Below are 25482 nucleotides of genomic sequence, written 5' to 3' on the forward strand. Positions count from 1 at the left end.
TTTATAAATTCTTCAATGCTATTTTTATCATTTGTTCAACAGACAAATCCTGTCCACCAACCTTCACCGCATTGTCTATTGCCTTTTCAGAAGCAGGCTTGGCAAAACCCAGCATCGTTAATGCCGATATCGCTTCCTCTCTTGTTGTATTGTTCAGCGGAGCGGCCATTAAAGAGCCCGAGCCCTCCTTCTTTAGTTTGTCTTGCAACTCAAGCACCAGTCGCTGTGCAGATTTAACCCCTATCCCTTTAATTCTTTGAATGAGTGCCAAATCAGCATTTACAATTGCTGTCTGAATTTCAATAGGTGTTATGGACGACAACATCATCCGCCCTGTATTCGGTCCGATCCCGGAAACCGAAATTAAATGTAAAAAAAGCCTACGCTCCCCTTCATCGGCAAAGCCATAAAGGGTATGCGCATCTTCTTTTATGTGCAGCCAGGTATAAATCTTACACCTTTCGGTATTAGCAAGGCTACTATAAGTATTTAAAGATATATTGAGATGATAGCCAACACCACCAGCCTCCACAACAATATAGGTAGGACATTTAAATGCTAACTTACCATCAATATATTCGAACATAATTATTTCTTAGCTATTCTTTTTAATAAACCGCCTTTCTTCGCATTTGCTTCTTGTTCTTTACCCTGAACATCTAAAACAGCTAAGGTAACCATATTTACAATTTCTCTTACCGAACTTCCAAGTTGAACAATATGAACGGGCTTATTCAAGCCCAACAAAATTGGTCCAATAGCTTCAGCTTCACCCAATTCCTGCAACAACTTATAAGCAATATTACCAGATTCCAGGTTAGGGAAGATTAATGTATTTGCCGGTCCATCTACCAATCTGCTAAAAGGGAAATTGTCTTTCAATAGCTCATGGTTCATCGCAAAATTACCCTGCATTTCGCCATCAACCACAATGTGCGGATGCTGTTCATGCAATATCTTCACTGCCTTTCTTACTTTTTCAGGAACCACACCTTCGTTAGAACCAAAGTTAGAATAAGATAACAAGGCAACGCGTGGATGAATGTTAAATTTACTAACCGATTGCTCAATAAGTAAAGTTAAATCAACCAGTTCCTCTGCAGTAGGATCAACATTTACTGTTGTATCTCCAAAAAACACAGGCCCTTTTTTGGTCATCATCATGTACATACCCGCAACACGGTTTACACCAGGCGCCGTACCGATTACCTGTAAAGCAGGCTTAATGGTCGAAACATAGTTCCTTGTCAAACCAGAAATCATCGCATCAGCCTCACCAAACTCTACCATGGATGCACCGAAGTAGTTCCTATCGCGCATTAATTTAGTAGCTTCAAATAAAGTTAAGCCTCTACGTTGTCTTTTTTCATACAAGAACTTACCGTATTTCTGCATCAATTCAGGCTCCTTAAATGGATCAATGATCGTTACACCTTCCAAATCCAGTGCACTTTCTTCAATGATCCGTTCAATCACCTCTTTATTTCCCAGTAAAATTGGAATCGCGATGTTCTCGTCTTTCACGATCTGGGCAGCCTTTAATATTTTATAATGATCTGCTTCAGCAAAAACAACACGCTTAGGATCAGATTTAGCTTTATTCGTAATTGCACGCATAATCGCATCATCCATCCCTAACCTGTTTTTCAGCTCTTCTATATAAGCATCCCAGTCGGTAATCACTTTACGTGCGACACCTGATTCAATTGCAGCCTTAGCTACGGCGGTCGAAACATTCGTCATCAACCTCATATCCATTGGCTTCGGAATGATGTACTCCTTACCAAACTTAATATTTTTCTCGTTATAGGCCATGTTTACAGCCTCAGGAACAGATTTCTTAGCTAGTTCAGCAATCGCTCTAACCGCAGCAATCTTCATCTCCTCATTGATCGCAGTGGCCCTTACATCAAGTGCTCCTCTAAAAATATAAGGGAAACCCAATACGTTGTTCACCTGATTAGGATAATCAGAACGGCCAGTAGCCATGATGATATCCTTACGGGATTTAATCGCCAACTCGTAAGCAATTTCTGGGTTAGGATTAGCCATTGCAAATACAATCGGATTTTTCGCCATTGATTTCAGCATATCCTCAGTTACGCAATCTGCGGATGACAAACCAATAAACACATCAGAATCCTTCATTGCTTCTTGAAGCGTATTCAGATTTCTTGAAGTTGCAAACTCTGCTTTTATAGCATCCAGGTTAGCCCTGTCAGCTCTGATCACGCCCGTACGGTCGCACATCACAATATTTTCTTTTTTTGCACCTAAAGAAACGTATAAACGGGAGCAGGAAATTGCCGCAGCACCTGCACCATTCACCACGATTTTAACTTTATCCATTTTCTTTTTCTGCAACTCGCAGGCATTTAACAATGCTGCAGCAGAAATAATGGCGGTACCATGCTGATCATCGTGCATTACAGGAATATTCATTTCCTGTTTCAAACGACGTTCAATTTCAAAACACTCAGGTGCTTTAATATCTTCTAAGTTGATCCCACCAAAAGTAGGCTCCAATGCTTTTACGATTTTAACAAAATCATCAACGTTTGTGGTATCCAGTTCAAGGTCAAAAACGTCAATATCTGCAAATATTTTAAATAACAATCCCTTGCCTTCCATTACCGGCTTACCAGCCTCAGGGCCAATATTACCTAGTCCTAAAACAGCGGTACCATTACTAATTACAGCTACAAGGTTACCTTTGGCTGTATATTTATAAACATCTTCTTTATTCTCTGCTATGCTTAAACAAGGCTCTGCAACTCCTGGCGAATAGGCAAGAGCCAGATCTCTTTGGGAGTTTGTTGGCTTGGTTGGTATAACCTGAATTTTTCCCGGCCGCCCTTGCGAGTGGTAGTCTAATGCATCTTGCTTTCTATTAATCTTACTCATAAAATGATCCTATGTAAAGCGCCAAAGTTACAATTCTTTTGATAAGCCATAAATAAAAAAAGATTAGAAAAGAATTAGCCCTTCATTGGCCTCGTTACATGCTTGCTTTCTGCTTGATGATAGATCTTTAGCCGCTGTCCAGGGACAATTGAAGATCCTTTTAAATTATTCCAAACTTTCAGGTCCTGCACTTCAACATTATACTTGTTTGCAATGGTACTCAGGTTCTGTCCTGAGGCAACCTTATGATATGAAATTGATGGTTTATGAACTGTTATTTTAGCTTTCTTCGTTGTCTTACCATCATTCGAAGCCAGTACAATGTGCTTATCTACTTCCAGCTCCTCTTCATTCAACAGCTGATATACTCTTGTAAAGCTGGCAAGATCTACCTTAGGCAGGATCACACGCTTGGGTGCTTGCACAGAACCATTTACAATCTTCTTTTTATAGGAAGGATTCAAGCTCCACAACTCATCCACATCAATATTCATGGCTTCTGCCAATGAAGGAAGGGAAACGAACCGATTTACCTGGATGGTATCCGTGTTTTTAAGAAAAGGCGATTTCTGGGCTTTGATTTGATGACTGCCCGAATAATTCATAACATATACCGCTGCAATAAAGGCAGGGACATAATTCCGTGTTTCCATAGGAAGGAACCTTCTTATTTCCCAAAAATCTCTGGAATCAGCTTTAGCAATAGCCCGGTTTACATTTCCCATTCCGCAGTTATAAGCAGCAATGGCTAACAACCAATCACCCAGCTCTTCATAAGCATCTCTAAAATAAGCCGCAGCTGCATAGCTCGCCTGTATAGGATCCTTACGCTCATCCACAAAATTATCCATGTTTAGGCCGTAACCCTTTGCTGTTGCAAACATAAACTGCCATAAACCCGTAGCGCCAACCCGAGATACGGCGTGAGCGTTCATAGAAGACTCTATAATAGGAAGATATTTAATCTCCTCAGGAATATTATAACTTTTAAGTGCTTTTTCAAAAATCGGGAAGTAATAACTAGAAAGACCAATCATCTTACCCATCATGTCTTTACGACCAGCGTAAATATCTATATAGTTTTGAACAAACTCATTATAAGTAAGCGGCACAGTTTTCTGGATAGAATCGAGTCTGGCCTTATAAACATAGTTATGGTTATGGAAAGTTGGGGTTTCGTCTACAACTGGTACATAGGTGGTGTCGGTTATAGCCAACTTTTGCTGTTGTTGCGCAGTTGCAGAAAAGCTGGTAAAAGCCACAGCGCAAGCGGATACAAAGCATATTAATATCTTCATAGGCATATTATTTCCTTTTTATCGGTTAATAAAATCTATTTCAGGCTTTATAAAAGCGGTGATGGTTTAGTTCGCCTGGTTCGTCAATTGCTCAACATTCTTGCTGCTTAAAAAAGCATGGGATAAAGACAATAGGTCTTGTTCCCCGAAATGCCTGGCCATCAACTGCATACTTAACGGTAAACCGTTATTATTATTGCCCAAAGGAATAGCAATCGCTGGAATTCCTGTCAAAGATGCCAATACAGTAAATATATCAGCCATATACATGACCAAAGGATCGTCGATATTTTCGCCGATATTAAACGCTGGTGTAGGTGTAACAGGACTAATTACTAGGTCAAAGCTGCTTAGCATCTCTTCCATCTTTTCCCTGATCAGTCTTCTTACCTGCTGTGCTTTCTGATAATAAGCATCATAATAACCAGCACTCAAAACAAATGTTCCCAATAAAATACGACGCTTCACCTCCTCACCAAAACCTTCGGCTCTGGATTGTTTATAAAGCTCGTTTAAACTGACAGCTTCCAGGTTACGGTGACCATAATGCACCCCATCGTATCGGGAAAGGTTAGAAGAGGCCTCAGCGGTAGTTAGCACATAATAAGCAGGCACTAAGTAATCTAATAAATCAAAAGAGACATATTCGACTGTGTGTCCTTGACTTTTAAGGGCCTCAATAGCCTTTAATATCGTTTCCTTTATATCTGTGTCTAGCGCGTCACTTTCCAAAGTTTCTTTCAAAACAGCAATCCTTTTAGGTGCAGTGTTTTTTAATCCATCTAAGTACGCTGGAACTACATGCTTAGAAACCGTACTATCGTGATCATCTGCGCCAGCCAAAACCTCTAGTAAAATTGCAGCATCACTAACAGAAGAAGTAATGGTGCCCACCTGATCAAAGGACGATGCATAAGCAATCACCCCATATCTGGAGATCCTGCCATAGGTAGGTTTTAAACCTATGCAACCGCAAAAAGCAGCAGGCTGCCTTACTGAGCCACCGGTATCAGTACCCAGAGCAGACAGGCATAAGTCGGCTTGAACAGCAACAGCTGAACCGCCAGAAGAACCACCGGCCACCTTCGTGTGATCAGCAGCGTTTTTTACCGCACCATAATAAGAAGTTTCATTAGAACCGCCCATCGCAAATTCATCACAGTTCAGCCTGCCAATAATTACGGCATCTTCACTAATTAGTCTTTCTACAACGGTAGCAGAATAGGGAGAAACAAAGCCCTCCAACATTTTAGATGAAGCAGTTACCTGATGATCTTTATAGCAGATATTATCTTTTATACCAATCACCATCCCTGCCAATCTACCTGCCGTCCCGGCGGTTATCTTTTCCTGTACAAGCTTAGCCTGTTGAGCTGCAGAATAAAAAAACACCTCATTAAACGCGTTGAGGTGTTCATTTTTTTCTATTTGCTTAAAATAATAGTCTAATAACTCTGGCAAACTGAGCATTTTCTGCTCAATAAGAGCTTGTACCTCTTTTAAGGAGTTATACTTCTTCAAACTTCAAGAATAGATTAAATTAAAAAATAGGGTTTGTAAACCTACAATGGTTTATTAGTGTTGCTACGGTTCTGATCAACAGCATCGTCAGCACCATCTTTTCCATCTTTAAATTCTTTAATTCCTTTTCCAAGGCCACGCATCAATTCAGGAATTTTTTTACCACCAAAAAGTAGCAATACAATTACTACAATGACAGCAATCTCTCCGCCGCCTAATCCAAAAGCCAATATTGTTGTATCAAACATGATATTTTAATTAAATTTTAGTTTTATCTGTTTCTATTTTTGTGTTCTCGTTATCTACAGCTGGTTCAGCTTTATTAAAGTCTATTGCTGGTTTATCTGTATCGTCATGATGGGCATTATCCTCAGGCTTATATTCATAAGGATGATGTCTGCTGTTATCAGCATCATTAAAGGTAGATTTAAAATCATTGATTTCATCGGTAATACCTACGGAATTAATATTCCTGTGGATTTCGCGCTTAACCCCTTCCGATGCATCCTTAAAATCTCTCAAACCTTTTCCAAGTCCTCGAGCCAATTCGGGCAATTTTTTACCTCCAAATAACAAAAGTACTACACCAAGGATTAGCATAATCTCGCCACCCCCCATGTTTAAAAACTCTATTAACGTCCCTGAATACATCTTGATCTCTATTTTACTTCTTTAAAACAAATATAAACAATTAATTGCAATAGTTTATTTAGCGATCCATGATGCAGGATTCTGCGCCACAGCTCCTCTATAAATCTGAAACATCAATTCTGGCATATCACCCGAAGTAGCTACCGTTCCAATATTCTGTTTTGTACTTACTTCATCACCTGCACTTACGCTTACTGATCTTAAGTTCTGATACACAGTAAAGAACTGCCCATGCTTAATCAGCACATAATGTCTACCCAATGCACTTCCCACTTTACTCACCTTTCCATTAAACACTGCTCTTACGCCCGCGCCTTCCGAAGTTTGAATGGTTATCCCTGCGTTGTCATAACTCGCCTGACCTTCCTTATGCTTTCCGAAACTCTCCGTAATTGATCCAGATGTTACTGGCCAAGGTAAAGCACCTCTATTACTTTCAAATGCGGCCGACAACTTTGCAGCCTCAGGCGTTGCAGCTAAATAACCACTGCTACTTGGTTTTGGTTTTGCAACTGCTACTGGTGCGACTGCAGCTGGTGCAGGTTTATTTTCAGCCTTCGCTTTTGCCGCAGCGGCGGCAGTAGCGGCAGCAGCCTTCGCTTTTGCAGCCCTTTCGGCCTTTTCCGCAGCTATCCTTGCGGCTTCCAGTGCACGTTTTCGCTCCAGTTCAATCTCACGAACAATTGCCGCCCGGATATTCCGGTCAATCTGTGCCTGTTGTTTTTTACGGGTAGCAATATCCTGACGGAATTGCTTTTCCTGCTTACTGTACTTATTCAGCACAGCCGATTGTTCAGACTTATTCTTACCCAACTTATCCTTTTCATTCTCCTGCTCATGCAAAAGATTACTTTTTTCTTTCAGGTTCTTATCTAAAATAACAATTTTATAGTTTAGATCTTTCTGTGTCCCCTGTATGTATCCCGCCTGTTTTTTACGGTACTGCCCAAATTGCTGCAAATATTTGATCCGCTTATAAGCCTGATTAAAATCCTTTGCTGCAAAAATAAACATCATCTTATCATAGGCATTCTTATTCCGCTGGGCAAACCTGATCATTGCACCATATTCCTTTTTCAGTTGCCCAAGCTGCCCTTTCAGATTAATTACAGTATTGGTATTTTCATGAATCTGGTTGTCCAGATTCTTCATTTCAGAGTTAATCACCGAAATCTTATCTTGCATTAACTTGATTTTAGTATTTAATGCATTAATTTGGCCTAAGGTTAACTTTTTATTATTGGCCGTTTTTTTCAGGTTTCGCTGCAACAGATCAATCTCTCTTTGTATCGCCTCTTTTTTTCTTTTAAGTTCCGAGCTGCTTTGGGCAAATGCAACCGATGTGGATAATATAAATAGGAGGAGGAAAAGAAATCTGCTTAGCTTCATTGGGTCAAAAGTATAAAAAAAATCAGTTTATTACTTCATACTTCCCAGGAACACTAAACGGGAAATCAAGTGGAACATTGCGCTCTACATTATAATATTCAAGCTCAATGTTTACAATCTTGTTTCCTGTCATCGAATTTATCGTCAATCCCTTGGGAAACAATGAGCCCCCCAAATCCTGGTAAACTCCATTATACAGAATTTTTAAAGCCTGACCAGCAGCAACATCATTAACATTGCTTTCACTAACCTTCATTACACCATCAAAAAGCACCTTATAAATAAGCGCTTCTTTTTCACCCTGCAATATCCACTGACCATCCGTTTTCTCAATTTTCGCCTGATCGTTCAAAAAATAAGGGATCGTATTACCTAATAAAATAGATTCCAACCAGTCAAAACTTACCTGCTTATTGGTATACTTATGGATATAACTGAAAGGTTGTTTTAAATATACACCCTGAAAATTGTTGCGTACCTTAATGCTATCTGGTGTAATTAAGGCCCTAGCCACCTCAATACCGGCCAATGCAGTAACGCTCACCCAAATACGGCGCCCCTTTTCCATTCGGATGTTCATCGTTGCATTGTTTTTGCTACCACCCAGATCCAACTTCGCCTTTGCCTTAACTGACAAGGTGCTAAAAACTAAATCCTTAGACTTCAACAATTGAATATTCTCGGCGACCTTACTACTTAATTCAGTTCCGGGCTGCTTAGCGGGCACTGTTACTTTCCTAGTTTTACAAGCCAACAAGCTCGTTGAAAGCAAAGCTACCCACAATAAATTATTCCAAATATTTCCGCTCATAGATCTTTTTATTTAGTTTTTCTGAGCCGTTACCAGCTGCTTTTGCTTTTTTCCATTCTACCACAGCCCGTTCTTTATCACCGTTTACAAACAAAACATCGCCATATAATTCCAGATAAATCCCATTATCGGCATCCAGCTGCAAGGCCGACTTCACATGGGGTAAAGCCAGGCTATTTTGATTATCCTGATGCAATGCTAAAGCCATAAAGTAATATAAAATAGCCTGGTTAGGATAAATATCCAGTGCCGCCTCGGCGGTTTTTATAGCCTCTTTATAATGCTTTAAAAGCAATTGTATGTTCAAAGCTTGCTCCCAGGCTCTATAAGGATGTTCTTCCCCTTCCAACACCGTTTTAAACTGGGCCAATGCTCCAGGTAAATCGCCTTTTTTATATAAGCTTTCACCAAGTAACATGGTTTGTTCAACAGCCGTCAGCTCCGACTTCCCACGCTCTTCATTACGTTCCTCTTCAGCAGATGCATTTATCTTTCCCCCTGAAGTTACACGCCTTCTTGCACGGGCAAGCTCATCAGAGGCCCCAAACTTTTTCTCCAGCTCATCATAGCCCTTCATCGCCTCCGCAGTTTTACCTGCCATCAGATAAGCATTGGACCTATCGAAATAATAATCAGGTTTATCTGGCGAAAGTCGGATCAGCTGGTTCAAAACCCCAGCCATGGCATTCATATCGCCCTTACGCTTATACAATTCAGCCATCAGCATCCAATACCAGGTATTATTGGTCTCCAAAGCCGTAGCCTTCTTTATGGCCATTTCTGCTTCATAAAGATTATTCTGCCTATAGTTTACAATCGCTATCTCATAATAAACAGCAGCATTCTTAGGATCCAATTGTAGTATTTTGTTGAAACTCTCGTTCGCCCTACTGTAATCTTCATTCAGTTTATCACGCAAACCAGCAAAAAAAAGCACTTTTATCATTGCCGTATCTGCCAATGGCACGGCAGGCTTTTGAGCAAACAATGCAGAAGCACTACCCAACAACATCAATAAAAGCACTTTTAATCTTTTCATTTATTTACCTGTATGTCCATAACCACCCGCACCACGAGCCGTATCACTTAATTCTTCAACTGTATTCCAGGCAATGGTCTCATGTTTTGCAATCACCATTTGCGCAATTCTATCGCCATTGTTAACTACAAAATCAGTATCCGACAAATTAACCAATAGCACCTTAATCTCTCCACGGTAATCCGCATCGATGGTACCTGGTGAATTCACAATACTGATGCCATGTTTATAAGCCAAACCACTACGCGGACGGATCTGTGCTTCGAAACCAACCGGAAGTTCAATATATAAACCAGTTGGAACCAAAACACGTTGCAAAGGTTTAATCGTAATTTCAGTTTCTATAAAAGCGCGCATATCCATCCCTGCCGCATGAGCAGTTTCGTATTGAGGCAATGGATGACCTGAATTGTTAATGATATTTATGTTCATCGTTTTTTTAATATTAATTTCAACTGATCTTTTTCAAAATAGACCACACCCACCAAAAAGACCAATAGCAAGGCATTACCAATATAAAGATTCCTATTAAATACCCAAAAAGAAAGCACCACCAGTACAACCGAAACCAACAGGTAAGCAAGCATCCTTTTCAAATCATAAGGTATAGGATAATGCTTCTGTCCAAGTATATATGAAATGAACATCATCACAAAATAAGCCAGCATAGATACCCACGCAGAGCCCATATAGCCATACTTTGGTACAAGAACAATGTTCAATACAATGGTGGTTATTGCGCCGACGACAGAGATATACAAGCCAAATTTTGTTTGATCTGATAATTTATACCAGATAGATAGGTTCACATAAATTCCCAGAAACACATAACCAAGCAGCAAAAAGGGCACAGCGTTTAATCCCACCCAATATTCCCTATCAATAAAATACTTAAGGATATCGATATTTGCAATCAGGCCGACAAAAATAACTGCCAGAGCAATGACGAAATAATTCAAAATCATCGCATAGGTTTGTTTGGCATTTGCACTTTTAGCATGACTAAAAAAGAAAGGTTCTGCACCCAATCTAAATGCGGTAATAAACAAACTTAAAAATACGGCAATTTTACAAACAGCACCGTAAATCCCCAGATTATATTCAGAAACCCCGAGCTGGGTGATGATCATTTTATCCAGATTTTCATTCACCACAAAAGAGAGATTAGCCACTAAAACCGGCCATGAATAGGAAACCATTTTACCAAAAAGCTCCTTATCAAACTTAAGCTGCAGCTTCATCAATTCGGGCAAAAGCAAGATCAAAGTCAGCACACTTGCAATCAGATTTGAAATAAACACATATCCTATCCATTCTGCTCTGTACCATGAACCAAACCATTCCCCTATCGGGCCGCCAAATTTAATGATAGCTGGAACAGCAAATAAAAAGAATAGATTGAAGCCAATAAAGCTGCCAATATTCAGGAATTTGATCAAACTATACCGCATAGGACGCTCATCAGCTCTAACTTTTGCAAATGGAATTACGCAAATGGCATCTATGAAAAGTAACCATACAAAATAGTGCACATACTTTACATAATCAGTCATTTCATCCGGTCCACTGGCAAAATATGCGGCTATAGGTGACGAGAATACAATACCTGAGATTAAAAAGAGTGTGGCGATAAGGGCAACACAGAAAAATGTGTTGTTGTAAACCTCTTGTTTTTTATCCTCATGCTTATTCAGGTATCTGAAAAACGTGCTTTCCATACCAAAAGCAAGAATCGCATTGATCATGGACGCCGAGGCATACATCTTCGTAAAGATCCCATATATTCCAGGTTGAAATACGCCCGTAAAAAGTGGCGTAAGTATAAAATTAAATAGCCTGGAAACTACGGTTGTCACACCATAAATAGCTGTCTGTCCAAGAAATCTCTTTATCGATGACATCTATTTCTTAATGATTTCAAAATTCTGATAGTTTTTGACAGATCCCGGTGTAATCTCTACGTTCTCAATCTTAGCACGATCTGTCCCCTCGTTACACCAATCCGTAAAAACTTCCAGCAAAGTATCATCCCCTTCGGCCTCTATGTAGACACTACCGTCTACTTCATTTTTAATCATCCCCCTAATCCCCATCTGGTCAGCTACAACCTTGGTTACAGCCCTAAAAGAAACACCTTGTACCTTTCCAGTAATCTTAATTTGTATATGTTTTATTTCCATGTATACTTTTATAATTTAATCAATGCTATCCGCTCTTTCTCCCTCAAAAACTCCGCCCAAATTGATGCTAATATCTCTGCTGCCGGCTTTATCTCTTTCAACATTGCCGACACTTGACCTATTTCCAATTCTCCTTGCTCAATATCGCCCTCAAACATACCTAATTTAGCGCGTGCCCTGCCTAAAATTCTCACCAGTGTATCCTTATCTGCACCATCAGCTTCCGCCTGCACAATCACATCTGCAAACTCATTTTTAAGCAGCCGAACAGGAACGACTTTCTTCATCGTCAATTTCGTATCCCCCTCCGCAGCATCTATAATCTTCTCTTTAAACTGAGGATGCCCTGACGATTCTTCAGCAACAGCAAATGCCGAGCCGATCTGAACCCCATCAGCACCTAAGGCCATTGCCGCGAGCATTGCCCTGCCGCTTCCAATCCCACCGGCAGCAATAACGGGTATTTTAACTATATCGCACACCATAGGAATCAAGCACATTGTCGTAGTTTCTTCTCTCCCGTTGTGTCCCCCAGCTTCAAAACCTTCGGCAACAATAGCGTCCACACCGCAAGCTTCTGCTTTTAACGCAAATTTGGTATTGGCAATTACGTGTACAACGGTGATTCCTCGCCCTTTTAAAAAGTCTGTCCAAAGAGCTGGATTACCCGCAGATGTAAACACAATACGCACACCTTCATCAACAATGATCTTCATCACGTTCTCCACATTCGGGTAAAGCAAAGGTACGTTTACCGCGAAAGGTTTTGTGGTAGCCGCTTTACACTTCCTAATATGATCCAGCAAAACATCGGGATACATTGATCCGGCTCCAATAATACCCAAACCACCAGCATTAGCAACCGCCGAAGCCAGTCGCCAACCACTACACCACACCATTCCGGCTTGGATTATCGGGTATTTTATCCCAAATAGTTCAGTAATTCTATTCGCCATATTGTTGATCACCTTTCATTAAAACAATCGCTTTACCATATCTCCTAAAATCACTGCCCCATCCTTTTCCGTAAATTCAACCAGGTTAATACCTGGCTGTTTCCCCAATTCAAAACTGCCAAAACGCCTGTCGATTCCCAAAAATTCCGCCCCGTTAAAGGTAGCCCATTTCAGTAATTGTTCAGTTGGCACATCAAAGCGTTCCTGCAGTAAGTTCATCTCCGAAAGAATACTTAAACTATCATTACTAGCCAGGCTATCTGTCCCTAAAGTAATCCTTATACCCGCAGCCCTCATCATGTTTACATCAGGCAACATATTTTCTATATATAAATTTGCATGTGGACATAAGCACCAATACAAATTGGGATGAATACTTGTGGCAAAAGCTACATCAGCAGCTGTGGTATAGGTATTATGTACCAGTAAGGTTTTCAAATCCGATGATAGCAGCGGCAGATAAGTCTGCAGCGATGTTTTTCCTGAGGGCTTAAAAAAGCTAATATCCTGTCCTAAAAACTTAAAAAGTGCTAAAAAACCACCTGTCTTTTGTTCAAAAAAAGCGTTTTCATCCGCTGTCTCCTGATTATGAATCGTCAATGGCCCATCCTGATATTGCGCATAGACATTCAGTTCCTGAAACAATTCGGGAGATACGGAATAAGGAGCATGAGGCACAATAGAAACTGGCAAAGGACTCAGATCATCTTTAAACTGCTTAGCCCTTTTCATTGCTTCTTTAGCCAGATCTGGATTAAAACCCATAATCTCCAAAAACGAGTGATAATAAACAGGGGTATTCACTTTCAACGCTTTTGAAATGAGTTGATTACAAATATCTCCAACGGCAACTATCCCATTTTCATACATCTCAATATCGGCCTTTAATATGGCTAGATTTAACTCATATTCGTCAGAAGTTCTCAGTTTAATCACCGACTTCACAAAGTCAGGCAAGCCTGTATGCTTCGGAATTTGACCTTTAAGATTCGACAACTCGATATGGCAATGTGTATTTACAAAACCAGGAACCAACAAGCCTTCATGAAATTGAATGTCATTTATTTGCTTTTCCTTCGCTTCCTGAGGGGTATAAACACCTTTAATAGCACCGATCGAATCAATCGAAAGCACTCCATTTTTTATTGGCGGACCAACTACAGGATAAACATAGCTTGCTGAAATATGAGAAATCATACGCAAATAAAAGATTTTTCCATCTAAAAACTACTATAGGCTATTTTATATAGAGATCAATTATATTTGTAGGGAGAACAACTTATGAACCGAATAGACCGACTTTTTGGAATACTTTTATTACTACAAACGAAGAAATATATTTCTGCGGATAAAATCGCGGATCAATTTCAAATTAGTACCCGAACGGTCTATCGTGACATTAAGGCTTTGCTAGAACAAGGTGTTCCCATCAGTTTCGAACAACCCAGGGGATATTATATTGTTCAAGGATATTTCTTACCGCCAGTTTCTTTTTCTTCAGATGAAGCGAATGCCTTACTGATCATGGAGCGAATGGTATCGCGTTTTGCAGACAAATCCATCTTCACCAATTACACTTCGGCGCTAAACAAGGTCAAGGCGGTATTGAAACATGCTCAAAAGGAAAAACTGGAACTCCTTAATGAAAGCATCAAATTTCAACTGAACCACGAATGGATGAATGAGGAATTTGATCATCTGGCTGATCTGCAGAATGCCATTTCGGGCAAGTATATCATCGAGATCGACTATCAGAACCAAAATAAAGAAAGCAGCAAGCGCGAAGTTGAGGCGATTGGACTCGTATTTTACGCATACAACTGGCACTTGATTGCCTGGTGCCATTTGCGTAATGAGTACCGTGACTTTAGAGTTTCCCGTATTGTAAAGGTCCGCAACCTTGAAATCCCTTACCGTAAAACGGTCCATATGGCATTAAATGAATACATGAAGTCGCTGCCGGTAAATTATTAAATAATTTAATTGTAATTCAAAAAACAGACTGCCATAGGGTTGTCAGCGCCCCTTCTTTAATTTGTGTTATTAATCCAAACATTAAAAACACAATATTATGAGCAGAATTAAAATGTTCCTTAAAGAAATGGAAGAGACAGCAGTAACCACCCGTAAAATGCTGGAAAGGATACCAAACGATAAATTTGACTGGCAGCCACATCCTAAAAGCATGACGGTAAAAAGACTGGCCACCCACATTGCTGAACTTCCGTCCTGGGTTCCCATGGCCCTGACGACTGATGAGCTTGATTTTGCAGACAATCCTTATCAGCAGGAAAACGTAAATACCACAGAAGAGTTGCTAGCTTACTTCGAAAGATCATTGCAGGATGGACGCAGCCACCTTATCGAAAAGTATGAAGAAGTTCTGGACAAAGACTGGACGCTACGAAATGGAAAACAGGTTTATAGTGTAGAGCCTAAGGCCGATGTAATCCGTATGAGCTTAAATCAAATTGTGCATCACCGGGCCCAGCTAGGTGTGTATCTAAGATTAATGGATATCCCTATTCCGGGTAGTTACGGACCAAGTGCCGATGAAATGTAGGCTTAAAGTTCAAAGCATAAAAATATTTTTATAGTTTATATGGGTATAAATTGATTCCTTTGTAAATAAATTTATACCCATACCCATGTCTGACTCTACCACACGGTTAAATAAATACATTAGTGAAAGCGGTTTATGCTCGAGAAGAGCGGCCGACAGATATATTGAGCAAGGAAATGTATATATCAACGGCAGAAAAGCCAAAGTAGGTGACAAGGTATATTTTGGTGACGTCATCACTGTCAACGGACAGACGATAGAGCCAAAAGAGGTTGACAGCACTATTTTAATCGCTTATAACAAACCTGTAGGAATAACCAGCACAACTGAAGCTGGAGTTAAAAGCAATATGGTTGACCATGTGAACCATAGCGATAGAGTATTCCCTATCGGACGTCTGGATAAAGACTCACAAGGACTGATCTTCTTAACAAATAATGGCGACCTGGTAAATAAAATTTTAAGGGCTGGCAATAATCACGAAAAAGAATACCTGGTTACTGTAAATAAACCAATTACCGAATCTTTTATTTCCGGTATGGCTAAAGGCGTTCCGGTATTGGGCGTGATGACAAAAAAATGTAAGGTAAAACAAGAGAGTACTTTTGTATTTAGAATTATATTGGTTCAAGGCCTAAACCGTCAGATCAGGAGAATGTGTGAGCATTTTGGATTTGAGGTAACCAAACTGGAAAGAGTAAGGATCATGAACGTTAGCTTAAAGGGTATTCCTGTAGGCGAATGGAGAGAACTTACACCAGAAGAGCAAACTGAGATATTTAACCTTGTTGCAAAATCAAGCGCATTAGAGGCTGCATCGGCTCCTAAACGTGTAAATAAAAAACCTAAGGCACAAGCTGAAGAAGATTTATCGGAGAATGTTACGCCTGGAAGAACTAAAGGAAAAAGACCTGGTAAAAAAGCTCCTGGTTCTGTGACCAGAGAAGAGCGTGCACCTGGTGGAAAGGGTAAATCTTTTGGTAAAGTGCCGGCAAGCAAATCAAGAGGAGGAGGCGCAGCGAGTAGCGATTGGTTTAAAGCAGGTGGTCCTAGCAAAAGACCAGTTAAACCTGGTAATGGTAGATCTGGAGCTCCGGCTGCAAAAACCAGAAGCCCTAAACGATAGGCTTTTATACCTTTACCCCACAATTACAATCTGTATTGCATTTTTTTGGTAACTTTGCATTTAAATGCCTACTACAAATAAAATAGATATTCGTTCATTAGACCTGCCACAGCTTCAACAGCACTTTACGGCTATGAAGGAACCTGCCTATAGGGCAAAACAGGTCTACCAGTGGCTTTGGGAAAAATCAGCCCGTTCATTTACAGAAATGAGCAATCTTTCCAAAGACCTTAGAAATAAGTTGGATGAGCATTATGCGATTAATGTTGTAGAGGTAAACAACTCACAGTTCAGCAACGACCATACTATCAAAAATGCATTTAGACTGTACGATGGAAATATCGTAGAGGGTGTTTTGATTCCAATGGAAGACCGCATGACTGCTTGTGTAAGCTCACAAGTAGGTTGTAGTTTAACCTGTAAGTTCTGCGCCACAGGTTATATGGATCGCAAACGAAATCTAAATGCTGACGAAATTTATGACCAGGTCGTACTGATCGATCAACAGGCAAAGAAAAACTATAATGTTCCCCTTACCAATATTGTTTACATGGGTATGGGAGAGCCACTGCTAAATTATGCCAATGTGATGAAATCTATTGAGCGCATTACTGCTCCTGATGGATTAAATATGTCGTACAAACGCATCACGGTTTCTACAGCGGGTATTGCTAAAATGATAAAAAAACTTGCCGATGATGGTGCTAAATTTAATCTGGCCCTGTCACTTCATGCGGCGAATGACAAAAAGCGAAATGAGATTATGCCAATTAATGAGGCCAATTCATTAAAAGCACTTGCGGAGTCGTTAAAATATTATTTTGCCAAAACTAAGAACCCTGTAACCTACGAATACATCGTTTTCAATAATTTTAATGATGAAATTGAGGATGCAATGGAACTGGCAAAGTTCTGTAAACATGTACCTTGTAAAGTAAACCTGATTGAGTACAACCCTATCCAGTTTGCTGATTTCCTTAATGCTGAAGGAGACAAGATAGACGCGTTTTCTAACTACCTAAAAAATCAAGGCATCACAACAAACATCAGACGCAGTCGTGGTAAAGATATTGATGCTGCCTGTGGACAACTAGCCGTTAAGGAACAAAATTAAGCGCCCTTTTAACCAGTGTAACCCTAAAACACATTAGATTGACAGCATGATGCTGTTTAACCGTTTTTTAGGCGACCTCGTTGCCCTCTTATTCCCCAACCTATGTTGTGGCTGTTACACCTCTCTATATCATGGTGAGGACCAGTTATGCACTAGATGTATTTATCATCTTCCTTATACCGATCATCATCTCCATAAAGAGAATGGAGCCGCCAGACAGTTGTGGGGCCGTCTACCCTGCCATGCAGTCATGTCATTACTCTATTTTAAAAAGGGAGCTCGCACACAAAACATCATCCATCATCTAAAGTACCGGGACCGCAAAGATCTAGGAATAAAGCTTGGGGGCATGATTGCTCAAAAGCTATTGATGAATCCTGCGTATGATGATGTCGATTTGATTATCCCAGTGCCGTTGCATCGCCGCAGGGAACACCAAAGAGGCTACAACCAAAGTTTATGTGTAGCGCAAGGAATTTCATCGACATTAAAAATCCCGGTAAACACCCGTTGTTTGTTGCGTACACAAGCAACCACAACTCAAACTAAAAAAGGACGATACAAACGATTTGAAAATATGAAGCAAGTATTTTCAATTGTGGAGTTAGCCAGCCTTAAAGACAAGCACATTTTACTGGTTGATGATGTCATAACAACCGGCGCTACATTAGAAGCTTGCGGGATCGTTTTGTTTGAAGCTGGAATTAGCAAGCTCAGCATTGCCACTGTTGCATTTGCCAAGTAAAAATCTTTCCTAAGGAAAACAGGCTCTCTTCTCATTAGAGCCTGTTTTCCCCGAAAAAACAATTTTATGACAAAAAAAACTTCCAATATATTTGGCAATTCAAAAATAATTCCCACCTTTGTTGCGAGAGCGTTAATTTAAGGGTCGATAAACTCATTCTTTGAGTTATCGGCCCTTTATCTTTTACCCCAAAAAGAGTATCCATTCCGCTATTTTTATAAGATTTTATTGGTATAAATGAATGGAGAGCAGTTCTCTGATTTCTTCAGGTTTGAATGGTTTTAAAATATGTCCATTCATTCCCGATTCTTTAAACTTCCTGTATTCGTTCTGAAGGGTTGAGGCTGTTAAAGCAATAATGGGAACCATTTTAAAATAATTATCAGGCTGACTTCGAATAATTCGGGTGGCTTCAAAACCGTCCATTCCAGGCATTTTAATATCCATAAACACCAAATCATAGCGCTCATCCTTAACCTTATGTATGGCCTCTTCGCCATTAAGGGCAAAATCAATATTCAGCCCAAACTTCCCCAGGATTCTTTTGGCAATTAACAGATTGATTTCATTATCGTCTACGATAAGTATCCTTTTACCTGTAAATGCTTCGGCTTGCGCAATCAGCTCTCCCCCAGTAGCGAGCAGAGATGATTTTAAAAAGTTCAAAGTAAAAGAAAAGCAAGTCCCTTCGTCTTCTATACTTTTAACCTCAATCTCGGAATTGTACAACTCCAATAACCTTTTGGTGATGGCCAGCCCCAAGCCTGTACCGCCATACTTTCTTGAAATATCCGTTTTAGCTTGTGTAAAAGCTTCAAAAATGTAGCTGAGCTTATCTTCAGGTATACCTATCCCGTTATCACTTACCTCAAAATGAATGGCTATATACTGCTCATCACTCGCTATAAGTTTAAGCTGAAGGATGATTTTACCCTGATATGTAAACTTAATGGCGTTGCCTAACAAGTTCATCAGAATTTGGTAAAGCCTGGTCTTATCGCCCGAAACAAGCTTAGGGATTTCCTCGTCATATAGCAACACCAGCTCATTCTCTCTCTTACTCGCATTGACACCTAAAGAAGTCACAATATCCGTAGTTAACGCTTTCATGGAGAACGGCATTAGCTCCAAATGCAGATTACCCGTCTCTATTTTTGTGAAGTCCAGGATATCATTAATAATATTGAGCAAATTTTCGCCTGAAAACTTCAGGATATTCAAATCTTCGATTTGCGAAGGCTTCGGATCATTATCCATCAACAGATGCGTCATCCCTATGACCGCATTCAATGGGGTCCTGATCTCATGACTCATTACAGAAAGAAACATTTCTTTAGCCTCACTCAATTGCAAGGCCTGCTCTTTGGCCTCAACCATTTCCCGCTCTACTTGCTTACGCTGAGTAATATCTGTGATTAGGTCAATCTGCCTTTCGAGTTTCCCTGTCAGCCCCAAAACCGGTGTGGTGGCTACAGAAAGCCAAACCATTGTCCCATCTTTTTTCTTTGCCTCAACTTCTATAGAATAGGCCTGCTTATTTTGTGCTTTTTCTCTTGCTTCATTAATTAATTGCTGTTGAGCATCATCACTTTCGGCACAAAGTATGTCCCCCAATCTAAATCCATTAAGTTCGGTAGCGGTATACCCCGTTAATCGTTCCAGAGATTGATTGACCCAGGTGGTATAACAGTTAGCATCAGAGATGTTGACACCAGTATTCGTCTCACTAGCAACTAATGATAAGACCTGCAACTCCTCTTCGGCATTTTTCTTGTCAGTTATATCAATAATGATTTCTACTTCTATCTCGACTTTTCCCGCCTCATTAAATACTACAGTATTATAAATAGAGATCCATATTGGCTGCTTATCTTTACGGTAAGCCAAGAGGTCGACTGTAAAAGATTGGTTTCTTTTAGTCAACTCCCTTGCGTGTTCCAAAAGTTCCATATCTGTTCTTGGCCCCGAAATCAAATCCCCTAAACGCTTTCCTTTCAGATCATTCAGATTAAAGCCGGTAATTTTCTCAAAAGCCTCATTTACCCAGGTTACATGGTTATTGGCATCGTTTATAACAACCGCATTGTTCACCTTACTGGCGACAAAGGAGAGCTTCATCAGCTCATGCTCCACCTTTTTATTTTCAGTAATGTCTCTACCATAAGCATACCACTTTTCATTCTTGGTAACCATTGTCCAACTGATCCAGCGAATAACGCCGGATTTACTGACAATCCTAAAGTCATTCTCGAATTGCTTAATCCCTTTCCTGAGCCCATCTTCAATCGTATTGATCACTCTATTGAGATCTTCACGATGACAAAAACTCCAGATATTTAAACCTTCAGCTTCCTCAACACTATATTCCAGCAGATTAGTAACAGCATTATTAATAAACAAGACTATGCCCATTTTATCCAGAATACAATGTATTTCGGGAGATACTGCGGAAATATTAAGCAATTCTTCAAAGCGCTGTGCATGAGCAGCGAGTTCCTCACTTTTCCTTTGTAAGGATATATGGGTCATGACTTCCTTAGCCAGCGTTTGCAGTCCTTCTTTCTGAGCGCTGGTAAATTCCCGTGGCACCGTATCAAAAACACAGACTGTACCCAACTTAAAGCCATTCTCGTCTATTAAGGGGGCACCGGCATAGGATCTTACATAGGGGATTTCTATTACGGATGGATGATTTTTAAACCGATCATCCTTCAGGGCATCATAAACTTCAAAAACATCATCATTCTCGCTGATGATGGTATGTTCACAAAATGAGATTCCTCGCGGAATCTCATTAAATGTAATGCCTATTGAGGATTTGAACCAGACCCTATTTTCATCAACCAATGCAATCAATGCAATAGGTGCGCTGCATACAAGTGATGCAAGCTTGGCTATATTATCGAACTGATACTCCGAAGGGGTATCCAGGATATGATAACCATGCAGCGCGCTAACGCGATTATTTTCACTAGTTGATGAACGCTGGTCTTTTGATAACATTTAGCTTTGTAAAGCCGTTATTTATACAACGGAAAACGACTTACTAAATTTATCACTTTTTCTTTTACTTGCGCTAAATTACTTTCATCTTCTGCATTTGTCAATACCTGATCAATCAAGTCAACAATTTCTGCCATTTCGGTTTCTTTAAAACCTCTTGTTGTAATAGCTGCAGTACCAACTCTAATTCCTGAGGTTACAAATGGAGATTTGTCATCAAAAGGAACCATGTTTTTATTTACTGTGATCTCTGCTTTTTCCAATGCATTTTCAGCAAGCTTACCAGTGATATTTTTATTACGTAAATCGATCAACATTAAATGATTATCTGTACCACCAGAAATGATACCGTATCCTTTAGCTACAAAAGCTTTGGCCATTGCCTGTGCGTTTGCTTGTACTTGTTTAATGTAAGTTAAATATTCATCACTTAAAGCTTCGCCAAATGCGATTGCTTTAGCCGCAATAATATGTTCTAACGGACCACCTTGAGTACCTGGGAAAACTGCCATATCTAATACAGATGACATCATTCTGGTTTCTCCTTTAGGCGTTTTTAATCCGAATGGATTTTCAAAATCTTTACCCATCATGATCATACCACCACGAGGTCCACGTAATGTTTTATGCGTAGTTGTAGTAACGATATGGCAATGAGGAAGTGGGTTTTGTAATAATCCACGGGCAATTAAGCCTGCTGGATGAGAAATATCGGCCATTACTAATGCACCAATCTTATCAGCCACCTTGCGTACAAATGCATAATCCCATTCTCTGGAATAAGCAGAAGCACCAACGATAATTAATTTAGGACGTTCTGCAAGGGCTAGTTCTTCCAGCTTTGCATAATCGATCCTACCATCTTCTTTTGTCACACCATAAAATAACGGCTGATACAATTTTCCTGAAAAGTTAACCGGAGATCCGTGTGTTAAATGTCCACCATGTGAAAGATCAAAACCAAGGATTTTATCACCTGGCTTAATCACTGCAAGCATTACTGCAGCATTTGCTTGTGCACCCGAATGCGGTTGTACGTTTACCCATTCTGCACCAAAAAGTTTTTTAGCACGTTCAATAGCTAAGGTCTCTATAGTGTCAACCACTTGGCATCCACCATAATACCTTTTACCTGGTAGTCCTTCAGCATATTTATTAGTTAAGCAAGAACCTGCAGCCTCCATCACTTGTTTGCTCACAAAGTTTTCAGACGCGATCAGTTCCAAACCATGTTCCTGACGGGCCAATTCTTTGTCAATCAAATCAAAAATTAATGTATCTCTAGTCATTTATCAATGTATTTTTTTGTAAAATTAGCGATTTTCCTTCTTAGTTTAATAACAAAATACCTTACTTTGTACTTTCTATTCTATAAAGCCTGCATGGAAGACAATAACGGTCCGTTTTTACCCAATATAAATTATCCCGCTGATTTAAAGCGGTATAAAGAACAAGATTTAGAGCAAATAGCACAGGAACTTCGCCAATATATTATTGATGTAGTGAGTGTAAATGGCGGACATTTTTCATCAAGTCTTGGTGTGGTAGAATTAACAGTTGCTTTACATTACGTATTAAACACCCCTTATGATAAACTGGTATGGGATGTTGGTCACCAAGCTTATGGTCATAAAATATTAACCGGAAGGAAATCTGTATTTCATACCAACCGAATCCTTAACGGAATCAGTGGTTTTCCGAAAATCAGTGAAAGTGAATACGATACCTTTGGTGTTGGGCACTCTTCTACCTCTATTTCTGCAGCACTAGGTATGGCTGTTGCTTCGCACTACAAAGGCGAAACTGACCGTCAACATGTAGCCGTAATTGGCGATGGTGCAATGACCGCAGGTCTTGCCTTCGAAGGATTAAATCATGCGGGTATTGAAAACTCTAACCTACTGGTAATTTTGAACGACAATTGTATGTCGATCGACCAGAATGTTGGCGCTTTAAAAGAATATTTAACGAGCATTACGACTTCGAAATCCTACAACCGCTTTAGGGATGATATTTCGCAAGTATTAATTAAACTTTCTGAGCTTGGGCCAAATGCGCACAAGTTTGTAAAGAAAATGGAAAAAAGCATTAAAGGCACTTTACTCAAACAAAGTAATTTCTTTGAGGCACTAAACTTCAGGTATTTTGGTCCGGTTGACGGCCATGATGTACAACGTTTAGCGCAAGTGATCAGGGATTTAAAAGATATTCCTGGCCCTAAGCTTTTACATATTGTGACTTTAAAAGGCAAGGGCTTCGCTTTAGCCGAGAAAGACCAAACCAAATGGCACGCGCCAGGTTTGTTCGATAAAATCACTGGTGAAATCAAGAAATCAGTATCTGATAAACCACAACCTCCAAAATATCAGGATGTTTTTGGACATACCCTGGTAGAACTTGCTGAGGCGAATAAAAGGATTGTGGGTATTACGCCTGCTATGCCTTCAGGTTCATCGATGAACATTATGATGAAAGCGATGCCAAACCGTGCATTTGATGTGGGGATTGCAGAACAGCATGCAGTAACCTTCTCTGCAGGTTTAGCTACACAAGGCCTTGTTCCATTTTGTAATATATACTCCAGCTTTATGCAAAGGGCTTACGATCAAGTAATTCATGACGTAGCCATTCAGAACCTCAATGTGGTATTTTGTCTAGACCGTGCCGGTGTTGCCGGATCTGACGGAGCTACACACCACGGGGCTTATGATCTTGCTTATATGCGTTGCATCCCAAACATGACTATTGCAGCTCCAATGAATGAAGAAGAGCTACGCAACCTTATGTATACTGGTCAGCTAGAAAATGCAGGCCCTTTCTCTATCCGTTACCCAAGAGGAAATGGTGTTATGCCTGATTGGAAACGTCCATTTAAAGCAATTGAGGTAGGCAAAGGCAGGAAGATCTGTGATGGTGAAGATGTAGCCATATTAACAATTGGCCATGTTGGCAATTTTGCTGTTGAAGCCTGTAAGGAACTAAACAGTGAAGGCATACACCCTGCGCATTATGATATGCGCTTTGTAAAACCTCTAGACGAAGCCATACTCCATGATGTGTTTAAACGCTATAAACATGTAGTAACGGTTGAAGATGGTTGCTTACAAGGCGGCATGGGTAGTGCTATACTGGAATTTATGGCTGATCACAAATACAATAGCCAGGTAATTAGATTGGGCATCCCTGATGAGTTTATAGAACATGGCGAGCAGCCTGAACTATGGGCACTTTGTGGCTATGACACCAATGCGATCATTACAACCGTAAAGAAAATTGCAGTAGGCAGAACCACCGCCACCATAGCGTCTTAACTCCAAAAATTCATTCTTCAGCAAATCAATGTGTTAGAAAATGAATGTTATTACATGACATTCCTTTGACATTATTAATTCTATTAAGGCTATTTTTGCAGCCTTAAATATTAGAATTTACAATTATTTAACAATTAACACATTTATGAAAAAATTATTACTTTCGTTTGGTGTTGCTATTTTAGGTTTAGCAGCTCAAGCACAAGACTTTAAACCAGCTAAAGGTGATGTAACTACTGAATTTGGTTTAACAGGTGGTATCAACAATACTAACTTCAATTTAAACAATGGCGCTGGTTTATTGCGTTTCCGTTACTTCCAAAAAGCTGATTTAGCTTTCCGTTTAGGTTTTAACGTTGAAAGCACTAGCGATACTAAGAATGCTTATGGTATTGTAGGTTCTCCAAACGAAGGTAAAGATGGATCTTCTACTAACAGAGGCACTAACTTTTTAATTAACTTAGGCGTTGAGAAACACTTTACTGGTACTGACCGTTTGTCTCCATATGTAGGTGCTGACATTCTTTTCGGAACAGGATCTCAAAAGAATACTTACGACAACACAGCAGGTTATGGTTCATCAGTTTACGTTGATAACCAAAGCGGAGAAACTAAAGGTCCAGGTTACACTTCTTTCGGTTTACGTGGTGTAATTGGTGCTGATTACTATATCGCTAAACGTTTATTCTTAGGTGTTGAAGCAGGTTTAGGTTTTGATTATGCTACTGCTGGAAAAAGAACTGAAACTACTACAGTTGCAGGAACAACAACTACAGTTAAATCTAAATCAACTGGAAACGGTTTTGATTTAGAGGCAAATGTAATCACTGGTGTTCGTATTGGTTTTGCATTCTAAATAAAACACTGATTT

The 25482-nt window shown here is 39.9% G+C and carries 23 protein-coding genes; 7 read left to right on the top strand and 16 right to left on the bottom strand.

What is annotated here, in order from left to right:
* Position 1 precedes the first annotated feature (1 nt).
* The 14 genes from ruvA to EZ444_RS12185 all read right to left on the bottom strand — a co-directional run bounded on the left by ruvA (position 2) and on the right by EZ444_RS12185 (position 13946).
* Positions 2 to 586, bottom strand: a complete 585-nt coding sequence (ruvA, locus tag EZ444_RS12120) for a Holliday junction branch migration protein RuvA (protein WP_131609159.1) — start codon at positions 584 to 586, stop codon at positions 2 to 4.
* A gap of 2 nt (positions 587 to 588) precedes the next feature.
* Positions 589 to 2904 carry an NADP-dependent malic enzyme gene (locus EZ444_RS12125; protein WP_131609161.1) on the bottom strand — a complete coding sequence of 772 codons (2316 nt, stop codon included), beginning with the start codon at positions 2902 to 2904 and terminating at the stop codon, positions 589 to 591.
* A 74-nt stretch (positions 2905 to 2978) separates the two neighbouring features.
* The gene (locus tag EZ444_RS12130; RefSeq protein ID WP_131609163.1) at positions 2979 to 4202 is read right to left on the bottom strand and encodes a lytic transglycosylase domain-containing protein; all 1224 of its coding nucleotides are present in this window, start codon (positions 4200 to 4202) and stop codon (positions 2979 to 2981) included.
* A gap of 66 nt (positions 4203 to 4268) precedes the next feature.
* Positions 4269 to 5723 carry an Asp-tRNA(Asn)/Glu-tRNA(Gln) amidotransferase subunit GatA gene (gene gatA / locus EZ444_RS12135; RefSeq protein WP_131609165.1) on the bottom strand — a complete coding sequence of 485 codons (1455 nt, stop codon included), beginning with the start codon at positions 5721 to 5723 and terminating at the stop codon, positions 4269 to 4271.
* 41 nt (positions 5724 to 5764) lie between these two features.
* Positions 5765 to 5971 (bottom strand): Sec-independent protein translocase subunit TatA/TatB, encoded by a 207-nt coding sequence (locus EZ444_RS12140; RefSeq protein ID WP_131609167.1) that lies wholly within the window; start codon positions 5969 to 5971, stop codon positions 5765 to 5767.
* A gap of 10 nt (positions 5972 to 5981) precedes the next feature.
* Positions 5982 to 6374 carry a Sec-independent protein translocase subunit TatA/TatB gene (locus EZ444_RS27625; RefSeq protein WP_225874709.1) on the bottom strand — a complete coding sequence of 131 codons (393 nt, stop codon included), beginning with the start codon at positions 6372 to 6374 and terminating at the stop codon, positions 5982 to 5984.
* Between the two features lie 54 nt (positions 6375 to 6428).
* The gene (locus EZ444_RS12150; protein ID WP_131609169.1) at positions 6429 to 7763 is read right to left on the bottom strand and encodes a murein hydrolase activator EnvC family protein; all 1335 of its coding nucleotides are present in this window, start codon (positions 7761 to 7763) and stop codon (positions 6429 to 6431) included.
* A gap of 22 nt (positions 7764 to 7785) precedes the next feature.
* Complete coding sequence (locus EZ444_RS12155) at positions 7786 to 8574, bottom strand: DUF4292 domain-containing protein (RefSeq protein ID WP_131609171.1); 789 nt, start codon at positions 8572 to 8574, stop codon at positions 7786 to 7788.
* On the bottom strand, positions 8552 to 9613 hold the full coding sequence (locus EZ444_RS12160) for a tetratricopeptide repeat protein (protein WP_131609173.1): 1062 nt from the start codon (positions 9611 to 9613) through the stop codon (positions 8552 to 8554). The genes EZ444_RS12155 and EZ444_RS12160 overlap by 23 nt, the downstream gene beginning before the upstream one ends.
* A complete protein-coding gene (dut, locus tag EZ444_RS12165; RefSeq protein WP_131609175.1) occupies positions 9614 to 10045 on the bottom strand; it encodes a dUTP diphosphatase in 432 nt (143 codons plus the stop codon). It abuts the gene before it with no gap.
* Positions 10042 to 11514, bottom strand: a complete 1473-nt coding sequence (locus EZ444_RS12170; RefSeq protein ID WP_131609177.1) for a lipopolysaccharide biosynthesis protein — start codon at positions 11512 to 11514, stop codon at positions 10042 to 10044. Before EZ444_RS12170 ends, dut begins: the two co-directional genes overlap by 4 nt.
* A complete protein-coding gene (locus EZ444_RS12175; protein ID WP_317048227.1) occupies positions 11515 to 11793 on the bottom strand; it encodes an acylphosphatase in 279 nt (92 codons plus the stop codon).
* Between the two features lie 8 nt (positions 11794 to 11801).
* On the bottom strand, positions 11802 to 12749 hold the full coding sequence (locus tag EZ444_RS12180) for an NAD(P)H-dependent flavin oxidoreductase (RefSeq protein WP_131609179.1): 948 nt from the start codon (positions 12747 to 12749) through the stop codon (positions 11802 to 11804).
* Between the two features lie 18 nt (positions 12750 to 12767).
* Positions 12768 to 13946 carry an amidohydrolase family protein gene (locus tag EZ444_RS12185; protein ID WP_131609181.1) on the bottom strand — a complete coding sequence of 393 codons (1179 nt, stop codon included), beginning with the start codon at positions 13944 to 13946 and terminating at the stop codon, positions 12768 to 12770.
* 84 nt (positions 13947 to 14030) lie between these two features.
* Here EZ444_RS12185 and EZ444_RS12190 point away from each other — a divergent pair, with 84 nt between their 5' ends.
* The 5 genes from EZ444_RS12190 (at position 14031) to EZ444_RS12210 (ending at position 18297) form a co-directional block, all read left to right on the top strand.
* Positions 14031 to 14723 (top strand): helix-turn-helix transcriptional regulator, encoded by a 693-nt coding sequence (locus EZ444_RS12190; RefSeq protein ID WP_131609183.1) that lies wholly within the window; start codon positions 14031 to 14033, stop codon positions 14721 to 14723.
* A 97-nt stretch (positions 14724 to 14820) separates the two neighbouring features.
* Positions 14821 to 15312, top strand: coding sequence for a DinB family protein (locus tag EZ444_RS12195; protein ID WP_131609185.1), 492 nt, complete (start codon positions 14821 to 14823; stop codon positions 15310 to 15312).
* Between the two features lie 85 nt (positions 15313 to 15397).
* A complete protein-coding gene (rluF, locus tag EZ444_RS12200) occupies positions 15398 to 16438 on the top strand; it encodes a 23S rRNA pseudouridine(2604) synthase RluF (RefSeq protein ID WP_131609187.1) in 1041 nt (346 codons plus the stop codon).
* A gap of 64 nt (positions 16439 to 16502) precedes the next feature.
* Positions 16503 to 17552 (top strand): 23S rRNA (adenine(2503)-C(2))-methyltransferase RlmN, encoded by a 1050-nt coding sequence (gene rlmN / locus EZ444_RS12205; protein WP_131609189.1) that lies wholly within the window; start codon positions 16503 to 16505, stop codon positions 17550 to 17552.
* A gap of 250 nt (positions 17553 to 17802) precedes the next feature.
* The gene (locus EZ444_RS12210) at positions 17803 to 18297 is read left to right on the top strand and encodes a ComF family protein (RefSeq protein ID WP_225874710.1); all 495 of its coding nucleotides are present in this window, start codon (positions 17803 to 17805) and stop codon (positions 18295 to 18297) included.
* Between the two features lie 225 nt (positions 18298 to 18522).
* Here the strand turns inward: EZ444_RS12210 and EZ444_RS12215 are convergent, their stop codons facing one another.
* Both EZ444_RS12215 and glyA read right to left on the bottom strand, forming a co-directional pair.
* Entirely contained in the window at positions 18523 to 21300 is a 2778-nt protein-coding gene (locus EZ444_RS12215; protein ID WP_131609193.1) for a PAS domain-containing hybrid sensor histidine kinase/response regulator, read from the bottom strand.
* A 17-nt stretch (positions 21301 to 21317) separates the two neighbouring features.
* Positions 21318 to 22589: a serine hydroxymethyltransferase gene (gene glyA / locus EZ444_RS12220; protein WP_131609195.1), complete on the bottom strand. Its 1272-nt coding sequence runs from the start codon at positions 22587 to 22589 to the stop codon at positions 21318 to 21320.
* 93 nt (positions 22590 to 22682) lie between these two features.
* Here glyA and dxs point away from each other — a divergent pair, with 93 nt between their 5' ends.
* Entirely contained in the window at positions 22683 to 24611 is a 1929-nt protein-coding gene (dxs, locus tag EZ444_RS12225) for a 1-deoxy-D-xylulose-5-phosphate synthase (protein WP_131609197.1), read from the top strand.
* Positions 24612 to 24756: 145 nt separating this feature from the next.
* Entirely contained in the window at positions 24757 to 25467 is a 711-nt protein-coding gene (locus EZ444_RS12230; RefSeq protein WP_131609199.1) for a BT1926 family outer membrane beta-barrel protein, read from the top strand.
* The last annotated feature ends 15 nt before the right edge of the window (positions 25468 to 25482 follow it).

This window comes from Pedobacter hiemivivus (assembly GCF_004331685.1).
GTDB classification, from domain to species: Bacteria; Bacteroidota; Bacteroidia; order Sphingobacteriales; family Sphingobacteriaceae; genus Pedobacter; species Pedobacter hiemivivus.

What these genes read in the sequence shown, in the direction of transcription:
- ruvA (WP_131609159.1), bottom strand. Translation starts at nt 586, where the DNA reads ATGTTCGAATATATTGATGGTAAGTTAGCATTTAAATGTCCTACCTAT.
- EZ444_RS12125 (WP_131609161.1), bottom strand. Translation starts at nt 2,904, where the DNA reads ATGAGTAAGATTAATAGAAAGCAAGATGCATTAGACTACCACTCGCAA.
- EZ444_RS12130 (WP_131609163.1), bottom strand. Translation starts at nt 4,202, where the DNA reads ATGAAGATATTAATATGCTTTGTATCCGCTTGCGCTGTGGCTTTTACC.
- EZ444_RS12140 (WP_131609167.1), bottom strand. Translation starts at nt 5,971, where the DNA reads ATGTTTGATACAACAATATTGGCTTTTGGATTAGGCGGCGGAGAGATT.
- EZ444_RS27625 (WP_225874709.1), bottom strand. Translation starts at nt 6,374, where the DNA reads ATGTATTCAGGGACGTTAATAGAGTTTTTAAACATGGGGGGTGGCGAG.
- EZ444_RS12150 (WP_131609169.1), bottom strand. Translation starts at nt 7,763, where the DNA reads ATGAAGCTAAGCAGATTTCTTTTCCTCCTCCTATTTATATTATCCACA.
- EZ444_RS12155 (WP_131609171.1), bottom strand. Translation starts at nt 8,574, where the DNA reads ATGAGCGGAAATATTTGGAATAATTTATTGTGGGTAGCTTTGCTTTCA.
- EZ444_RS12160 (WP_131609173.1), bottom strand. Translation starts at nt 9,613, where the DNA reads ATGAAAAGATTAAAAGTGCTTTTATTGATGTTGTTGGGTAGTGCTTCT.
- dut (WP_131609175.1), bottom strand. Translation starts at nt 10,045, where the DNA reads ATGAACATAAATATCATTAACAATTCAGGTCATCCATTGCCTCAATAC.
- EZ444_RS12170 (WP_131609177.1), bottom strand. Translation starts at nt 11,514, where the DNA reads ATGTCATCGATAAAGAGATTTCTTGGACAGACAGCTATTTATGGTGTG.
- EZ444_RS12175 (WP_317048227.1), bottom strand. Translation starts at nt 11,793, where the DNA reads ATGGAAATAAAACATATACAAATTAAGATTACTGGAAAGGTACAAGGT.
- EZ444_RS12180 (WP_131609179.1), bottom strand. Translation starts at nt 12,749, where the DNA reads ATGGCGAATAGAATTACTGAACTATTTGGGATAAAATACCCGATAATC.
- EZ444_RS12185 (WP_131609181.1), bottom strand. Translation starts at nt 13,946, where the DNA reads ATGATTTCTCATATTTCAGCAAGCTATGTTTATCCTGTAGTTGGTCCG.
- EZ444_RS12190 (WP_131609183.1), top strand. Translation starts at nt 14,031, where the DNA reads ATGAACCGAATAGACCGACTTTTTGGAATACTTTTATTACTACAAACG.
- EZ444_RS12195 (WP_131609185.1), top strand. Translation starts at nt 14,821, where the DNA reads ATGAGCAGAATTAAAATGTTCCTTAAAGAAATGGAAGAGACAGCAGTA.
- rluF (WP_131609187.1), top strand. Translation starts at nt 15,398, where the DNA reads ATGTCTGACTCTACCACACGGTTAAATAAATACATTAGTGAAAGCGGT.
- rlmN (WP_131609189.1), top strand. Translation starts at nt 16,503, where the DNA reads ATGCCTACTACAAATAAAATAGATATTCGTTCATTAGACCTGCCACAG.
- EZ444_RS12210 (WP_225874710.1), top strand. Translation starts at nt 17,803, where the DNA reads ATGTCATTACTCTATTTTAAAAAGGGAGCTCGCACACAAAACATCATC.
- EZ444_RS12215 (WP_131609193.1), bottom strand. Translation starts at nt 21,300, where the DNA reads ATGTTATCAAAAGACCAGCGTTCATCAACTAGTGAAAATAATCGCGTT.
- glyA (WP_131609195.1), bottom strand. Translation starts at nt 22,589, where the DNA reads ATGACTAGAGATACATTAATTTTTGATTTGATTGACAAAGAATTGGCC.
- dxs (WP_131609197.1), top strand. Translation starts at nt 22,683, where the DNA reads ATGGAAGACAATAACGGTCCGTTTTTACCCAATATAAATTATCCCGCT.
- EZ444_RS12230 (WP_131609199.1), top strand. Translation starts at nt 24,757, where the DNA reads ATGAAAAAATTATTACTTTCGTTTGGTGTTGCTATTTTAGGTTTAGCA.